The organism is Pectobacterium carotovorum, assembly GCF_033898505.1.
GTDB lineage: Bacteria > Pseudomonadota > Gammaproteobacteria > Enterobacterales > Enterobacteriaceae > Pectobacterium > Pectobacterium carotovorum_J.
The window spans coordinates 226,497-240,800 of the sequence record NZ_JAXAFK010000005.1; the positions used below are offsets into that span (position 1 = coordinate 226,497).

14 protein-coding genes are annotated in these 14,304 nt (G+C 51.9%); 8 read left to right on the forward strand and 6 right to left on the reverse strand.

Going from position 1 to position 14,304, the window contains the following annotated elements:
• Positions 1-435: 435 nt before the first annotated feature.
• Positions 436-1,560, reverse strand: coding sequence for a pectate lyase PelA (pelA, locus tag R9X49_RS19355; RefSeq protein ID WP_319849968.1), 1,125 nt, complete (start codon positions 1,558-1,560; stop codon positions 436-438).
• Between the two features lie 691 nt (positions 1,561-2,251).
• Here pelA and R9X49_RS19360 point away from each other — a divergent pair.
• Positions 2,252-2,827 (forward strand): aminodeoxychorismate synthase component II, encoded by a 576-nt coding sequence (locus R9X49_RS19360; RefSeq protein ID WP_319849969.1) that lies wholly within the window; start codon positions 2,252-2,254, stop codon positions 2,825-2,827.
• Between the two features lie 119 nt (positions 2,828-2,946).
• Positions 2,947-4,173 carry a bifunctional acetylornithine/succinyldiaminopimelate transaminase gene (gene argD, locus R9X49_RS19365; RefSeq protein WP_319849970.1) on the forward strand — a complete coding sequence of 409 codons (1,227 nt, stop codon included), beginning with the start codon at positions 2,947-2,949 and terminating at the stop codon, positions 4,171-4,173.
• 158 nt (positions 4,174-4,331) lie between these two features.
• On the opposite strand, the gene crp is transcribed toward argD, so the two are convergent.
• Complete coding sequence (gene crp, locus R9X49_RS19370; RefSeq protein ID WP_004090925.1) at positions 4,332-4,964, reverse strand: cAMP-activated global transcriptional regulator CRP; 633 nt, start codon at positions 4,962-4,964, stop codon at positions 4,332-4,334.
• 374 nt (positions 4,965-5,338) lie between these two features.
• Between crp and R9X49_RS19375 the strand changes: the two genes are divergently transcribed.
• The gene (locus tag R9X49_RS19375; protein WP_015841952.1) at positions 5,339-5,746 is read left to right on the forward strand and encodes an OsmC family protein; all 408 of its coding nucleotides are present in this window, start codon (positions 5,339-5,341) and stop codon (positions 5,744-5,746) included.
• 113 nt (positions 5,747-5,859) lie between these two features.
• Here the strand turns inward: R9X49_RS19375 and R9X49_RS19380 are convergent, their stop codons facing one another.
• From R9X49_RS19380 to R9X49_RS19390, 3 genes are all read right to left on the reverse strand, one after another.
• Positions 5,860-6,729 carry a phosphoribulokinase gene (locus R9X49_RS19380; RefSeq protein ID WP_319849971.1) on the reverse strand — a complete coding sequence of 290 codons (870 nt, stop codon included), beginning with the start codon at positions 6,727-6,729 and terminating at the stop codon, positions 5,860-5,862.
• A 124-nt stretch (positions 6,730-6,853) separates the two neighbouring features.
• Positions 6,854-7,090 (reverse strand): YheU family protein, encoded by a 237-nt coding sequence (locus R9X49_RS19385; RefSeq protein ID WP_010277524.1) that lies wholly within the window; start codon positions 7,088-7,090, stop codon positions 6,854-6,856.
• The gene (locus R9X49_RS19390) at positions 7,087-8,139 is read right to left on the reverse strand and encodes a hydrolase (protein WP_319849972.1); all 1,053 of its coding nucleotides are present in this window, start codon (positions 8,137-8,139) and stop codon (positions 7,087-7,089) included. The genes R9X49_RS19385 and R9X49_RS19390 overlap by 4 nt, the downstream gene beginning before the upstream one ends.
• Positions 8,140-8,245: 106 nt before the next feature.
• Between R9X49_RS19390 and R9X49_RS19395 the strand changes: the two genes are divergently transcribed.
• A complete protein-coding gene (locus R9X49_RS19395) occupies positions 8,246-8,848 on the forward strand; it encodes a LysE family translocator (protein ID WP_319849973.1) in 603 nt (200 codons plus the stop codon).
• 60 nt (positions 8,849-8,908) lie between these two features.
• Here R9X49_RS19395 and R9X49_RS19400 read toward each other — a convergent pair whose 3' ends face one another.
• Positions 8,909-10,822, reverse strand: a complete 1,914-nt coding sequence (locus R9X49_RS19400) for an ABC transporter ATP-binding protein (RefSeq protein WP_319849974.1) — start codon at positions 10,820-10,822, stop codon at positions 8,909-8,911.
• A gap of 125 nt (positions 10,823-10,947) precedes the next feature.
• Between R9X49_RS19400 and kefG the strand changes: the two genes are divergently transcribed.
• The 4 genes from kefG to slyD all read left to right on the forward strand — a co-directional run bounded on the left by kefG (position 10,948) and on the right by slyD (position 14,273).
• Positions 10,948-11,499: a glutathione-regulated potassium-efflux system ancillary protein KefG gene (gene kefG / locus R9X49_RS19405; protein WP_319850001.1), complete on the forward strand. Its 552-nt coding sequence runs from the start codon at positions 10,948-10,950 to the stop codon at positions 11,497-11,499.
• Between the two features lies 1 nt (position 11,500).
• A complete protein-coding gene (gene kefB / locus R9X49_RS19410; protein WP_319849975.1) occupies positions 11,501-13,312 on the forward strand; it encodes a glutathione-regulated potassium-efflux system protein KefB in 1,812 nt (603 codons plus the stop codon).
• Positions 13,313-13,373: 61 nt separating this feature from the next.
• A complete protein-coding gene (locus R9X49_RS19415; protein WP_319849976.1) occupies positions 13,374-13,568 on the forward strand; it encodes a YheV family putative zinc ribbon protein in 195 nt (64 codons plus the stop codon).
• Positions 13,569-13,688: 120 nt separating this feature from the next.
• Positions 13,689-14,273 (forward strand): peptidylprolyl isomerase, encoded by a 585-nt coding sequence (slyD, locus tag R9X49_RS19420; RefSeq protein ID WP_015841943.1) that lies wholly within the window; start codon positions 13,689-13,691, stop codon positions 14,271-14,273.
• The last annotated feature ends 31 nt before the right edge of the window (positions 14,274-14,304 follow it).

The window sequence follows — 14,304 nt, forward strand, 5'->3', positions numbered from 1 at the left end:
AATCAGTAAGTTATTTTATTAACGGGCGAGAGTTTCATTCTGGTTTCTTGATTTATTGGTTTTTAGTTCGCGATTTTTCTGGCGATAATTGTTACAACTAACGTAAAGATTCATCCTAAGTCAAAATATACTATCACAGGTGTATTCAATATTTTTGCGTTATGAGTTAATTCTATATTGAATTTTAGTTTGTTAAAAAATAATTATTATTAATCGCTATATTATTAATTTTTATATAGTGTGCCTGTACACGATAGGAAAGAAAATAGACTTCACTGACCACACCTTATAGTGGAGGAATGATTATCAGCACGGAGCCTGTTGCTGTGAAGGTCGCACTGGCAATCTTGCCCAGGTTCCTTAAAAAATGAGCGAGCCCAAATCACTCGCTCACAGAGAACCCGGCGCAGAGTGAATGCGCCGGGTTTAATGCACTTATTTACAGTTAGCGGCTGTCAGTACTGCCAGGTTTTTACCTACGCCAGCGTAGCTTGCCAGTTTATCCTTCACGCACTGTGCGGATACTGGTGAGTAGCTATACGGGAGGGCAGGGAATTTGCCGGTGCTCTTCCAGTCATCCGCATTGATGTGTGGTGTGGATGGCTTACCCCAGGTGATGTTGTATTTAGAAAAATCAGATGGACTGGTAATGTTGTTGTTACGCAGTTCCCAGGTACCGAAGTTAGAGTCATCGTTACGTGCGGTCACTGGGTTGAGCGCATTTTCGAACCAGTTGCTTTCGATCAGTGCAATCCCTTTCTGACGAACGTTAAAGCCTGAACTTTTGATGCCATCATACAGGTTGTTGTACGCGTGAACCTGACCACCACGTTGCAGCGGCAGACGTGAGTTAACATCGCTGTAAATGTTGTGATGGTAAGTCAGGTTACGGCCCGTATCTGTGTTGCTTGAACCGCTCAGGCCCACTTTTTTCACGCCATGGATGTAGTTATATGACACCGTGACATTGGTTGAGGCTTTCTTGATATCGACAGCCGATTCAAAAGTGGTGTCGTTGTCTGGCGTACCGGCGCATTCGAAGTTCTTGGCGAAGATCTCGTTGTGATCGATCCAGACGTTCGGTGAGTTATCAATACGGATAGCATCGCCATCTTTTGCGCCACCCGGCATATAGCCGAAGCGCATGTTACGCACGACAACGTTGGAAGAGTTTACAATCCAGATACCGAAGTTAGCGGAAGAACCGTTGGTCCCGAGGATGGTGATGCCCTTGGTGAACTCTTTGATTTCCACACCGCGTGGATCTTTGCTCCACTGGCCGCAGATGTTAGCTTCGGCGGCTTTGATTAGCGCATCTTCATTACCGTTGTAGGTAATAACAAGCGGGTAGGCTCCACCTTTGACCGCTTTACCACTTGAGTCTTTTTTCGCAGCCTCAATGATATCGACGATCTCTTGCAGAGAACGCGCTGTCTTTTTCACTGCACCGGAAATGTCGCCGCCGTCCGTGGTGGCATAACCCCCCGTATTTGCCGCCATTGTAGGTTGGGCAGCAAGCAGCAACAGCCCAGCGGCTGCAGAAGGCAGTAGGTATTTCATTGTGTACTCTCCTTGACATAGATTTTTTTGGGTATTTATCACTACACACCCTGTGTAATAAAAAAGGCTGTTTCAACAAAAATGAAATTAAGGTTTGTCTATAAAGCCGAGATAAGTGTTAACAGAAAAAATAAACAATGCAAGATGGGGCGTTAAATATATTAGTTAAATAAAATGGGACAGCTTGGCGGATTTGTGTTTATTACTTTTAAATAGAAACTGATTTCTATTTAAATTATTTTAATTCAATTAGTTATATCTTTTAACTCGCGTTGTTTCAATATGGATTCTTTATTTTTTACCCATTTTTTATGTGGGATTTATTCACCTGACAGACAACTGTGATCGCCGTCAAAAGTTAAAAATAAACATCGATTATAAAAACAACCCATGGTCTTTTATGCCCGATGAAAAAAACGTAATTAATTCATAAGGAATTTTTGTTTATTATTTTTTTTGTTAAAAATGATTTCAAAGAAATCGTTTTCTATAGGAATGAATAATAAATATTACCTATTAATAAAGATGTTTATTACAGAAATAAATCATTTATGATCGATATAATTATTATCATGCTAATTTATTGCGTAGGGATGGCGAACCTTTTGTCTTTACTGATGACAAGGGCTGGGTGCCTGACACGAATTTCATGTATGTTAGTACGGCTTTCCTGACTAACTGTGCAATAACTATGCTGCTAATTATCGATAACTACGACTCCTTTACCTACAACCTTTACCAATACTTTTGTGAGCTTGGCGCGCAGGTTGTGGTGAAGCGTAATGATGAACTGACGCTGCGTGAGATTGAACAGCTTGCGCCTGAGCGATTGGTCATTTCACCGGGCCCTTGTACGCCGGATGAGGCGGGCATTTCACTGGCTGCAATCCGCCACTTCGCCGATAAATTGCCTATTCTGGGCGTGTGCCTTGGTCATCAGGCGATGGGGCAAGCGTTCGGCGCACGCGTGGTGCGGGCACGACAGGTCATGCATGGGAAAACGTCTGCGATTGCGCATAGCGACACGGGGGTTTTCACGGGGTTGGCTCAGCCGTTGACGGTTACCCGCTACCATTCACTCATTATTGATTCCGCCTCGTTACCTGATTGCTTTGAGATCACGGCCTGGAGCGAATCGGAAGGAAAACGTGACGAGATTATGGGAATCCGCCATCGCGTATTGCCGCTGGAGGGGGTGCAGTTTCACCCAGAGAGCATTCTCAGCCAGCAAGGTCATCAACTTTTGGATAATTTCCTTAAAATTTAGCCATATAGAGAGTTATTCTCTCCAATAACCGATTTAATATTGCCTGTGATTGATTTTTTATGCATATTTATTGACTATATTTTCATTCCGACATGATGGACAGCAGAGTGAGGCAGCAAATGGCAGCAGAGCAGAAAGCAGTGACACGGGATACTCACGATAAAGTGATTTTGCCAGTTTATGCACCCGCGAAGTTTGTACCCGTTAAAGGTAAAGGGAGCCGCGTCTGGGATCAGGACGGCCGCGAGTATATTGATTTCTCCGGTGGCATTGCGGTTACGGCACTGGGTCACTGCCATCCTGCGCTGGTGAACGCATTGCAGCAACAGGGTGAAAAGCTGTGGCACACCAGCAATATTTTCACCAACGAACCTGCGCTACGCCTCGCCAGTAAACTGATTGATGCCACTTTTGCCGATCGCGTGTTCTTTGTTAACTCCGGCGCTGAAGCTAACGAAGCGGCATTTAAGCTGGCACGTCACTATGCGGTTAAACGTCATAGCCCGTATAAAACCAAGATCATCGCCTTCTACAATGCATTCCATGGTCGGACGCTGTTCACCGTCTCGGTTGGCGGACAGCCTAAATATGCCGATGGCTTCGGGCCTAAGCCTGCGGATATTGTCCATGTTCCTTTCAACGATCTGGCTGCGGTCAAAGCAGTGATGGACGATCACACCTGCGCAGTCGTGCTGGAGCCGATTCAGGGCGAGGGCGGTATTACGCCTGCTACGCCTGAGTTTTTGCAAGGCGTTCGCGATCTGTGCGATCAGCATAAGGCGCTGCTGGTGTTTGATGAAGTGCAGAGCGGGATGGGGCGTACTGGCAAACTATTCAGCTACATGCACTACGGTATTACGCCGGATATCCTCACCACCGCTAAAGCGCTGGGTGGCGGCTTCCCGATTAGCGCGATGCTGACGACGGAAGAGATCGCTTCTGTGATGACGGTTGGGGTACACGGCACCACCTATGGCGGTAACCCGCTTGCCTGTGCGGTGGCGGAAGCCGCGCTGGATATCATTAACACACCGGAAGTGCTGTCAGGCGTGGCGAATCGGCACGATCGCTTTGTTAGTGAACTGGAGAAAATCAACCAGCAGTACGGCGTATTCGAGCAGGTTCGCGGTATGGGGCTCCTGCTGGGGGCAGAACTGAAACCGCAGTGGCATGGCCGCGCAGGCGAGTTTCTGGCTGCTGCAACGGCTCAGGGTCTGATGGTGCTGATGGCTGGGCCGAACGTAATTCGCTTTGTGCCGTCTTTGATCATTGATGAAGACGATATTGTGCAGGGGATGGATAAGTTCGCCAAAGCCGTCGCGCAGGTCGTTAACGCAGCAAACTGAGTGGCGTTCTTAAAAGCGCAGCGATAAAAAAACGTAGGGAACGTTTTTCAACGTCGCTTGCGACGGCCCGAAGGGTGGCGAGCAGGAAGCTCGCCATAAAAAAAAGCGTGAGGCCGAGGCTTCACGCTTTTTTATTGGTAGGGTACAGCGACAGGGATTTAGCGAGTGCCGTAAACGACAATCGTTTTACCGTGCGCAGAGATCAGGTTCTGGTCTTCTAACATTTTCAGAATGCGACCCACGGTTTCACGCGAGCAGCCAACGATTTGCCCAATTTCCTGACGGGTAATTTTTATTTGCATGCCATCTGGATGCGTCATGGCATCAGGTTGTTTGGCCAGGTTGAGTAGAGTTTGAGCAATACGGCCGGTCACATCAAGGAAGGCGAGGTTGCCGACTTTCTCTGAGGTAACCTGGAGTCTGCTTGCCATTTGCGCAGACAGACGCATGAGGATATCTGGGTTAACCTGGATGAGCTGGCGGAATTTTTTATAGGAAATTTCAGCCACTTCACAGGCGGTTTTTGCCCGAACCCAGGCGCTGCGTTCCTGACCTTCTTCAAACAGGCCGAGCTCGCCGATAAAATCGCCCTGATTGAGGTAGGAAAGAATCATTTCCTTGCCTTCTTCATCTTTGATTAGCACTGCGACAGAGCCTTTCACGATGTAGTAAAGCGTTTCTGCTTTTTCACCTTGGTGAATCAGCGTGCTCTTCGATGGATACTTATGGATATGACAATGGGAAAGGAACCATTCGAGAGTTGGGTCTGTTTGCGGTTTGCCGAGAACCATTCGCTATCATCCTCTGTTGTAATTCACTGCGCAAATTACAGGGGTCAGAGTTCCCTGTACGGCGTGTTTAACTGCTAAAAAAATAAAATTCAGTCTAGGCAGAATGACGTCAGGGAATATACTGGAACCACTGTACCCTTGATTTTCCGGTTGCTGCCTTGCCGCATCGTAAACGTGGCTGGGTATATCTGGCCACGCAATCATCTTCTTCGTTTCTGGGTTTGTCCAGAAAAGGTCTATTCTATTTTCGTTTTAACACAGCTTTAAGGACGTGTCTTGTGTTGTCTCGCTTCAGCATGACAAAGCTCTGATTAACGCTGGTTTTTGTACAGTAACGGTATAAATTTTCAAAAAATTTTTAGTGGAGAGGCACCATGCAGGCACGGGTAAAATGGGTTGAAGGCTTAACGTTTTTGGGCGAATCCGCGTCAGGGCACCAGATCTTGATGGACGGTAATTCCGGTGATAAAGCGCCCAGTCCGATGGAGATGGTGTTGATGTCTGTGGGGGGATGCAGCGCGATTGATGTCGTGTCGATTCTGCAAAAAGGCCGCAACGATGTGGCGGACTGTGAAGTGAAGTTGACGTCAGAGCGCCGGTCTGAAGCGCCGCGTTTATTTACCCATATCAATCTGCATTTTATCGTGACGGGAAAAGGGCTGACCGACAAAGCCGTTGAGCGAGCTGTCGCACTATCAGCGGAAAAATACTGCTCTGTGGCACTGATGCTAGGCAAAGCCGTTGAGGTAACGCACAGCCACGAAATTAGAGTGCTGGAATAATCCCTTTCTCTGAGCACTCATTCTGGTCACTTAAGCCTGTTATTAGGGGAAACACAGGGGGAGATTCCCGTCGGGAGGCCTCACCCCTGTGGTCGCCCCGTATATCTTGATGCTTATTCGATGGTTTTCCCTTCAATTAACCGCTGCACCAGCGGTGCCATGATGAGCTCCATCGCCAGCCCCATTTTCCCGCCGGGAACGACCAGCGTGTTGATGTGGGAGATAAACGATCCCTGCAACATGGCGAGCAGATAGGGATAATCAATATTATCCAACCCCTGAAAGTGAATGACGACGAAGCTTTCATCCAGCGAGGGAATCGACTTGGCAGCAAACGGGTTGGAGGTGTCCACGGTGGGCACGCGCTGGAAGTTGATGTGCGTACGAGAGAACTGCGGAGTGATGTAGGTGATGTAGTCTTCCATTGAGCGGACGACGGAATCCATGACCGCTTCACGCGAGTGACCGCGTTCATTGACGTCACGAATCAGCTTTTGGATCCATTCCAGGTTGACGATCGGCACCACGCCGACGAGCAAATCTACATGCTGTGCCACGTCGTTTTGGTCGGTGACCACGCCACCGTGCAGCCCTTCATAAAACAGGATGTCGGTGGGTTCCGGCATCGGCTCCCACGGCGTGAATGTCCCGGGAACCTGATTATAGGGAATCGCTTCATCGTAAGTATGAAGGTATTTACGCGTCTGACCGCGGCCGTGCAGGCCATATTCGATAAACGACTGCTCCAGCAGACTGAAATCATTCGCTTCTGGGCCGAAGTAGCTGATGTGGCGCCCTAAATCACGCGCTTTGCGAATGGCCATATCCATTTCCGGGCGGGTATAGCGGTGAAAGCTGTCTCCTTCCAACTGGGCGGCGCGCAGGTCAAGCTGTTGAAAAATCTTACGGAAGGCCAGGCTGGTTGTCGTTGTTCCCGCCCCACTGGAGCCGGTAACCGCAATAATCGGATGCTGATGTGACATAAGGCGCGTAACTCCGTGATCGCGATGCCCGCGTAGACCGAAGGCCTGCGCACATCCTAAAAAAAGACGTAATTGTCATCATTGTTAGCATGTTTGGCGCGTTCTTTCACGCCTTTCGGCGTGTTCAATAAGGGGCATGTCCTCCGGAATTGAGCTGGTTACGCGGCATGATATTGAGGGTTTCATGTAACTCAGACCACACCAACACCACCTCACCAGATTGGAGTTGGCCGCGAATATCTTCCACTTTCTGCGCCAGCGACCGCTCCTGTTCGCCGTAATCGGTGCCTTCCCGCAGGACGAAAGATTCGATGATGTTATCCAGCGTTTCTGGATCGAGCTGTTGCCAGGGAATAATCACGCTATGTTTCCTGAATAAAAAGTTCCTGAATAAAAGGATTCCTGAGTAAGAAGGGCTCCTGAAGAAGAATCGGTGGCGTGGTCCAAAAATGGGCTAAGCCAGTTGGGAATGCGCTGTTCCAGCCACATTTCCGGTTTCAGCAACGTTCCGCCGACGAAGCCAACATGCCCGCCATGTTCCGTTAGCTGATACTCAATATTAGACGGTAACTGCGACAGATCGGGAATCACCTCTGACGTCATGAAAGGATCGTCCTTCGCATGGATGATGAGCAGCGGTGTGCGAATCTGAGGCAACAGCGGCAGAGCGCTACAGCGTTGATAGTAGTCGGCGGCATCGCGGAAGCCGTGGATACGTGAAGTTATGACGTCATCAAACTCTCGCAGCTGGCGAATTCGCTTCAGCTGCGGCAGTTGAATCGGCAGCGTGTCCGGGTAGGCTGCCAGCTTGCGGCCGGCGTTTTGCTTCAGCAGGCGCAGCAGGTAATGCTGATAGACACGGGAGAAACCTTGTTCCATCCGACGGCTACAGGGTTCGAGCATCAATGGCGCAGACACAATGACGGCAGCGGACAGGGAGCAGGCTTCGCCCTGCTGGGCGAGCAGGTAGGCCAGCATGTTGCCGCCGAGAGACACGCCGATGGCGGCGGTAGGGGCCCCGCCCAACGTCTCCCGCATCCAGTGCAGAAAATAGCTGGCATCGCTGGTTTCGCCGGAATGATAAATGCGCTTCATCCGGTTGGGCTTACCGCTGCATCCGCGAAAATGCATGATGACGGCCAGCCAGCCGCGCTGTTTACAGGCATGCAGCAGGCCGTGGGCATAGGGGCTATGAAAGCTGCCTTCCAGCCCGTGAAACAGCACCACGCGCGGTTTGTGTCGCGCCTGCTCGGGCGCTTCGCTCCACGCCAGATCGACGAAATCACCGTCCGGTAACTCAAGCGGCTGCCAGACTGGCGAAAACTGCGCGTGACGGCGAATCAGACGCGGCAATAGCGTTTGCAGATGCGGGTTATGGGCGCCGCTCAGCGGACGAAACTGGTCATACATAAAGGATATAGAAATCTTGTTGTCGGCTCTTGTACGATCAATATCACACTGTTAGCTTCAATGCTGCCAGTTGGTACGATATTTGGGTCAGGAGCGCCCACAAATAATGGAACTGAGTTTATTTCTGTCGATGTTAGGCTTTTTGTGGGTGGCGGCCATCACGCCGGGGCCGAATAATATGCTGTTGACCACCTCGGGCGCGAATTTTGGCTTTATGCGTTCACTGTGGCTGATGGTTGGCATCATGCTGGGGATGCAGAGCATTTTGCTGCTGGTGGCATTCGGTGTCGGTGGTTTGATTCTGATTTACCCTTCGCTGCACTTTATCCTGAAAGTTCTCGGTAGCGCCTATCTGCTCTGGCTGGCGTGGAAAATCGCCACGGCGGCTTACGAACGGCTGGAAACGTCCGTTGCGCCGCCCCAGCCGATCCGGCTTTATCAAGGGTGGTTGCTGCAATTTCTGAACCCGAAAGCGTGGCTCATGGCGCTGGGGGCAGTTGCCAGCTTTAGCCTGGCGGGGGAAGGCTATAACCAGTCTGTGATCGCGATAAGCATCGGGATTGTGCTCGTCAATGTGGTGTCTGGCGTCATCTGGCTCGGATTCGGCACGATGATTGGGCGGCTGCTGCGCAGTAAAAAAGCGTGGATTATCTTTAATGTGTCAATGGGCCTGCTGACCGCCGCCTGCGTGCTGCTGATTTGGCATTAAGGCTTCGTTGATAACGTCGCGAGCGGTTTTCCGCTCGCGACTCTTTTCAGGCAACCAATATTAAAGCGAATCGCTCTGCATCATCTGCTCTAGCTGTTCCTGCGCATCTAGCCAGGACAGCTCCGTTTCTTCCAGCTCGATTTTGACTTTGGTTTGCTGTTGCAGGCAGTCGGTGAGTTCGGCCTTGCGGCTGATGTCATAGATTGCGCTGTCCGCCAGTCGGGCTTCAAGCGCTGCCAGCGTTTCTCCCAGCTTTTCCATCTGCTGTTCAAGCTTGGTGATTTGTTTACGCAGCGGCTGGGTTTGCGTTCTCAACTCAGCTTCACGACGTTTCTGATCTTTTCTGCCCTGTGCGCTGTTGGCTGCATTCTCTTTTGGCGCTTCAGTCGCCGCATTTTCCTGACGTTGCAGGCCGACCAGCCACTGTTGGTAGTCTTCCAAATCGCCATCGAACGGTTCTACTTTCTGGTCGTGTACCAGATAAAGATCGTCGGTGGTCGAACGGATCAGATGTCGATCGTGCGAAACGACAACCAGCGCGCCTTCAAAATCGATTAACGCTTCGGTCAATGCCTGACGCATATCCAGATCGAGGTGGTTGGTCGGTTCGTCGAGCAGCAGGAGATTCGGACGCTGCCAGACGATCAGCGCCAGCACCAGACGGGCTTTTTCGCCGCCGGAGAAGCGTTCGGTAATCTCCGTGACCTTATCGCCCTGAAAACCAAAGCCGCCGAGGTAGTCGCGCAGCTGCTGTTCCGTTTCCCGCTCTGCCAGACGCACCAGATGTTGCAAGGGAGACTCGTCCGCACGCAGAAACTCTAACTGGTGCTGGGCGAAGTAACCGAGCTTCACGCCTTTCGCCAGCCCGATTTCCCCTTGCCGCGGGGCAAGCGTGCCGGCAAGCAGTTTGATCAGCGTGGATTTACCCGCGCCGTTATGGCCGAGCAGCCCGATGCGGGAACCCGGTACTAAATTGAGTTTAATCGATTCCAGAATCAGCTTGTCGCCATAGCCTGCGCTGACCTTTTCCATCTTCATTAATGGATTGGGCAGCGATTCCGGGGCGCGAAAGCTGAAGCGGAAAGGGTTATCGACATGCGCTGGCGCAATCAGCTCCATGCGTTCCAGCATTTTTATCCGGCTTTGCGCCTGCTTGGCTTTGGTCGCTTTCGCGCGGAAGCGGTCAATATAGTGTTGCAGATGCGCGACGCGCTCCTGCTGATGTTCATAGAGCGACTGCTGCTGTGCAAGACGGGTGGCGCGCTGACGTTCAAACGAGGAGTAGTTACCCGTGTACTCATAGAGCGACTGCTGCTCGATGTGCAGAATTTTGGTCACGACCGGATCGAGGAAATCGCGGTCGTGCGAGATGAGTACCAGTGTGCCCGTGTAGTTTTTCAGCCATTTTTCCAGCCAGATGACCGCATCCAGATCGAGGTGGTTGGTTGGTTCATCCAGCAGCAGCAGGTCTGAACGACAGATCAGCGCCTGTGCCAGATTCAGACGCATCCGCCAGCCGCCGGAAAAGGCGCTGACAGGCTGCTGTAACTGTGACTGAGAAAACCCTAGCCCATTGAGCAGGCTTGATGCTCTGGCCTGAATCGTCCAGGCCTGAATCGCATCCAGCTTGCCGTGTAGCGTGGCAATGGCGTTGCCGTCGTTCTCTTCGTTGGCGGTCTGCAACGCGGCTTCCAGTTGGCGGAATTCGCGATCGCCGTCAATCACGTAGTCCAGCGCGGGCTTGTCCAGCGCAGGCGTTTCCTGATTAACCCAGGCCAGTGACCAGTTTTGCGGGAATGTCGCGCTGCCGCCATCGGCGCTGATTTCACCTTTCAGTAAGGACAGCAGGGTAGATTTACCACAGCCGTTCTTGCCAACCAGACCGACTTTCTGGCCGGGATTAACCGTTGCTGTCGCGTTGTCGATCAGAACGCGCACACCACGTCGAATTTGCAGCGAAGAGAAAACAATCATAAAGCGCCGTATGTTCAGAGTATGTTAAATTATGGACATATCAGGACACGCGGTGTCCTGTTTTTAGTCGTTGCGCAGCATGGTAACGGAAAACAATTATCATGACGACGCTTTGGAGGGGAATGATGTCGCAGCCACCGAAGATTTTGCTGCTGTATGCCCATCCGGAACCACAGGATTCGGTGGCAAACCGGGTCTTATTGCAACCGGCGCAGCAGTTGGCGAATGTAACCGTGCACGATCTTTACGCGCACTATCCTGATTTTTTTATCGATATCCATCATGAACAACAGCTGCTGCGTGAGCATCAGGTCATTGTTTTCCAACATCCATTTTATACTTACAGCTGCCCGGCTTTGCTAAAAGAGTGGCTCGATAGGGTGCTATCCCGCGGCTTTGCCAACGGGATTGGTGGTAATGCGCTGGCGGGAAAATACTGGCGCTCGGTGATTACGACCGGTGAACCGGAAGATGCCTATCATCCTGACGGGAGTAATCGTTACCCGATGGAAGATTTGCTCCGTCCGTTTGAGCTGACGGCGTCAATGTGCCGTATGCATTGGATGCACCCCATGATTATCTACTGGGCGCGCCGTTTACAGCCCGATGTGTTATCGAGCCAAGCCAGAGCTTACGGTGAATGGCTATCCTCCCCTTTACCTGAAGAGGAACGCTAATATGGAGAGTTCCGCGCTACTGACCGCCGGAGTCTTGTTTTTGTTTGTGGCGGTCGTAGCCGTACCGATTGCTGCCCGATTAGGAATTGGTGCCGTACTGGGCTATTTGATCGCCGGAATCGCCATTGGACCCTGGGGGCTCGGCTTCATCCGTGATGTGGAAGCGATTCTGCATTTCTCGGAGCTGGGCGTCGTTTTCCTGATGTTCATCATCGGCCTGGAATTGAATCCCTCCAAGCTCTGGACGCTGCGCCGCTCGATCTTTGGCGTTGGCGCGGCTCAGGTTGGCCTGAGTACGCTGCTTTTAGGCGGCGCCTTGTATCTGACTGACTTTTCGTGGCAGTCCGCGCTGATTGGCGGCGTCGGGCTGGCGATGTCATCGACGGCCATGGCGCTACAGCTGATGCGTGAAAAGGGCATGAACCGTAGCGAGTCCGGGCAGCTTGGCTTCTCTGTCCTGCTGTTTCAGGATTTGGCTGTGATTCCCGCGCTGGCGCTGATTCCGATTCTGGCGGGTGTGCAGGGTGATTTCGGCGATTGGGAACGAATTGGTCTGAAAGTCGCTGCGTTTCTTGGCATGTTAATCGGTGGCCGCTATCTGGTGCGTCCGCTGTTCCGCTTTATTGCGGCATCCGGCGTGCGTGAAGTGTTTACTGCCGCCGCACTGTTGCTGGTGCTCGGTTCGGCGCTGTTTATGGAAACGCTGGGGCTTTCCATGGCGCTAGGTACCTTTATTGCCGGCATTCTGCTGGCGGAAAGCGAGTATCGGCATGAACTGGAAATCGCCATCGAACCGTTCAAAGGTTTGCTGCTTGGCCTGTTCTTTATCTCAGTAGGGATGGCGCTAAATCTCGGCATCCTCTACACCCACATCGTGAAGATTATGATTGCGGTGCTGGTGCTGGTGGCAGTGAAAGCGGCTGTACTGTATTTCCTTGCGCGGGTTAACCGGATGCGCCGCTCCGAGCGCTTGCAGTTTGCCGGGGTGCTGAGCCAGGGCGGTGAGTTCGCTTTCGTCCTGTTTTCCGCTGCGGCCTCATTCAATGTCTTGAAAGGCGAACAGTTGCCGCTATTGCTGGTGACGGTGACGCTATCGATGATGACAACACCGCTGCTGATGCAGGTGATCGACCGCATTCTGGTTCGTCGTTACAACGTGCAGGATGTGCCGGATGAGAAACCGTATGTCGAGGATGACGAGCCGCAGGTGATTGTGGTGGGGTTCGGACGTTTTGGGCAGGTGATTGGTCGCTTATTAATGGCGAACAAAATGCGGATTACCGTTCTGGAGCGTGACATCAGCGCCGTGAGCCTGATGCGCAGCTATGGCTATAAAGTTTACTATGGCGATGCCACAGAGCTGGAACTGCTGCGTTCGGCGGGCGCGGATAAAGCGCGCTCAATCGTGATCACCTGTAATGCGCCGGAAGACACGATGGAAATTGTGCATCTCTGTCAGCAACATTTTCCAAATCTGGAGATTCTGGCGCGGGCACGTGGGCGTGTTGAAGCCCACGAGTTATTGCAGACGGGCGTACGATACTTCTCGCGTGAAACCTTTTCCAGCGCGCTGGAACTGGGGCGGAAAACGCTGGTGACGCTGGGCATGCACCCCCATCAGGCGATGCGCGCGCAACAGCATTTCCGCCGTCTGGATATGCGCATGCTGCGTGAGCTGGTGCCACAGCTGACGGGAGATGTGGCACAAATCTCCCGTGTGAAAGAGGCGCGCCGCGAACTGGAGGATATTTTCCAACGGGAAATGCAGCGTGAGCGCCGCCGGCCTAGTGTATGGGATGAGGACGACGAGTAAGCGCCAATAACGCCTATCGGAATAGGTTCTGGGTTTAGAACGGAGATGAATGGGAGTTATCATGCGTAAACGCTTTATTGCAGGGGCTGTGTGTCCGACGTGTCAGGCGCAGGACACGCTGGCCGTTGGACGCGAGGATGGAGTCGAGGTGGTGGTATGCGTGAAGTGCGGATATCGCCAGAGCCAGGCAGATGAACCTGCGGCGGCATCCGCCCCGCAGGCTAACGAGATCATCGGGATCTTCCGGCCTGAATGAGGGATGAGTGTCGTGATGGCATTGTCATCAACCGTCGACGTTTTTTGATTCCGGACGGTACATAGGGACATTTTTCAGCTACAATTTGCGCCAGTTTGATTTCCAACGGTAGGAGATATCATGAAAGTAGCAAAAGATCTGGTGGTCAGCCTGGCCTATCAGGTACGTACAGAAGACGGTGTGTTGGTTGATGAGTCTCCGGTGAGTGCGCCGTTGGACTATCTGCATGGTCACGGTTCCCTGATTTCTGGTCTGGAAAAAGCGTTGGAAGGCCGTGAAGCAGGCGAGAAATTCGATGTGAACATCGGTTCCAACGATGCTTACGGCAACTATGATGAGAATCTGGTTCAGCGCGTACCGAAAGATGTCTTTATGGGCGTTGACGAGTTGCAGGTTGGCATGCGTTTCCTGGCTGAGACCGATCAGGGTCCAGTGCCAGTTGAAATCACCGAAGTTGAAGACGACCACGTTGTTGTCGACGGCAACCACATGCTGGCAGGCCAAAACCTGAGCTTCAACGTTGAAGTTGTTGCTATCCGCGAAGCAACGGAAGAAGAGCTGGCGCACGGTCACGTTCACGGTGAGCACGATCATGAACACGGCGACGGCTGCTGTGGCGGTCACGGCCATGATCATGACCACGATCACGGTCACCAGCACGGTAAAGGCGGCTGCGGCGGCCACGGTGGATGCGGCTGCCACTAATTAGTCGTAGCGCATAAAAAAAACCTCAGGT

Bases quoted from the DNA above. Each gene is read 5' to 3' on its own strand.
- R9X49_RS19400 (WP_319849974.1), bottom strand. From the start codon at position 10,822: ATGATTGTTTTCTCTTCGCTGCAAATTCGACGTGGTGTGCGCGTTCTG.
- R9X49_RS19390 (WP_319849972.1), bottom strand. From the start codon at position 8,139: ATGTATGACCAGTTTCGTCCGCTGAGCGGCGCCCATAACCCGCATCTG.
- slyD (WP_015841943.1), top strand. From the start codon at position 13,689: ATGAAAGTAGCAAAAGATCTGGTGGTCAGCCTGGCCTATCAGGTACGT.
- kefG (WP_319850001.1), top strand. From the start codon at position 10,948: ATGTCGCAGCCACCGAAGATTTTGCTGCTGTATGCCCATCCGGAACCA.
- R9X49_RS19360 (WP_319849969.1), top strand. From the start codon at position 2,252: ATGCTGCTAATTATCGATAACTACGACTCCTTTACCTACAACCTTTAC.
- crp (WP_004090925.1), bottom strand. From the start codon at position 4,964: ATGGTTCTCGGCAAACCGCAAACAGACCCAACTCTCGAATGGTTCCTT.
- argD (WP_319849970.1), top strand. From the start codon at position 2,947: ATGGCAGCAGAGCAGAAAGCAGTGACACGGGATACTCACGATAAAGTG.
- kefB (WP_319849975.1), top strand. From the start codon at position 11,501: ATGGAGAGTTCCGCGCTACTGACCGCCGGAGTCTTGTTTTTGTTTGTG.
- pelA (WP_319849968.1), bottom strand. From the start codon at position 1,560: ATGAAATACCTACTGCCTTCTGCAGCCGCTGGGCTGTTGCTGCTTGCT.
- R9X49_RS19375 (WP_015841952.1), top strand. From the start codon at position 5,339: ATGCAGGCACGGGTAAAATGGGTTGAAGGCTTAACGTTTTTGGGCGAA.
- R9X49_RS19380 (WP_319849971.1), bottom strand. From the start codon at position 6,729: ATGTCACATCAGCATCCGATTATTGCGGTTACCGGCTCCAGTGGGGCG.
- R9X49_RS19395 (WP_319849973.1), top strand. From the start codon at position 8,246: ATGGAACTGAGTTTATTTCTGTCGATGTTAGGCTTTTTGTGGGTGGCG.
- R9X49_RS19415 (WP_319849976.1), top strand. From the start codon at position 13,374: ATGCGTAAACGCTTTATTGCAGGGGCTGTGTGTCCGACGTGTCAGGCG.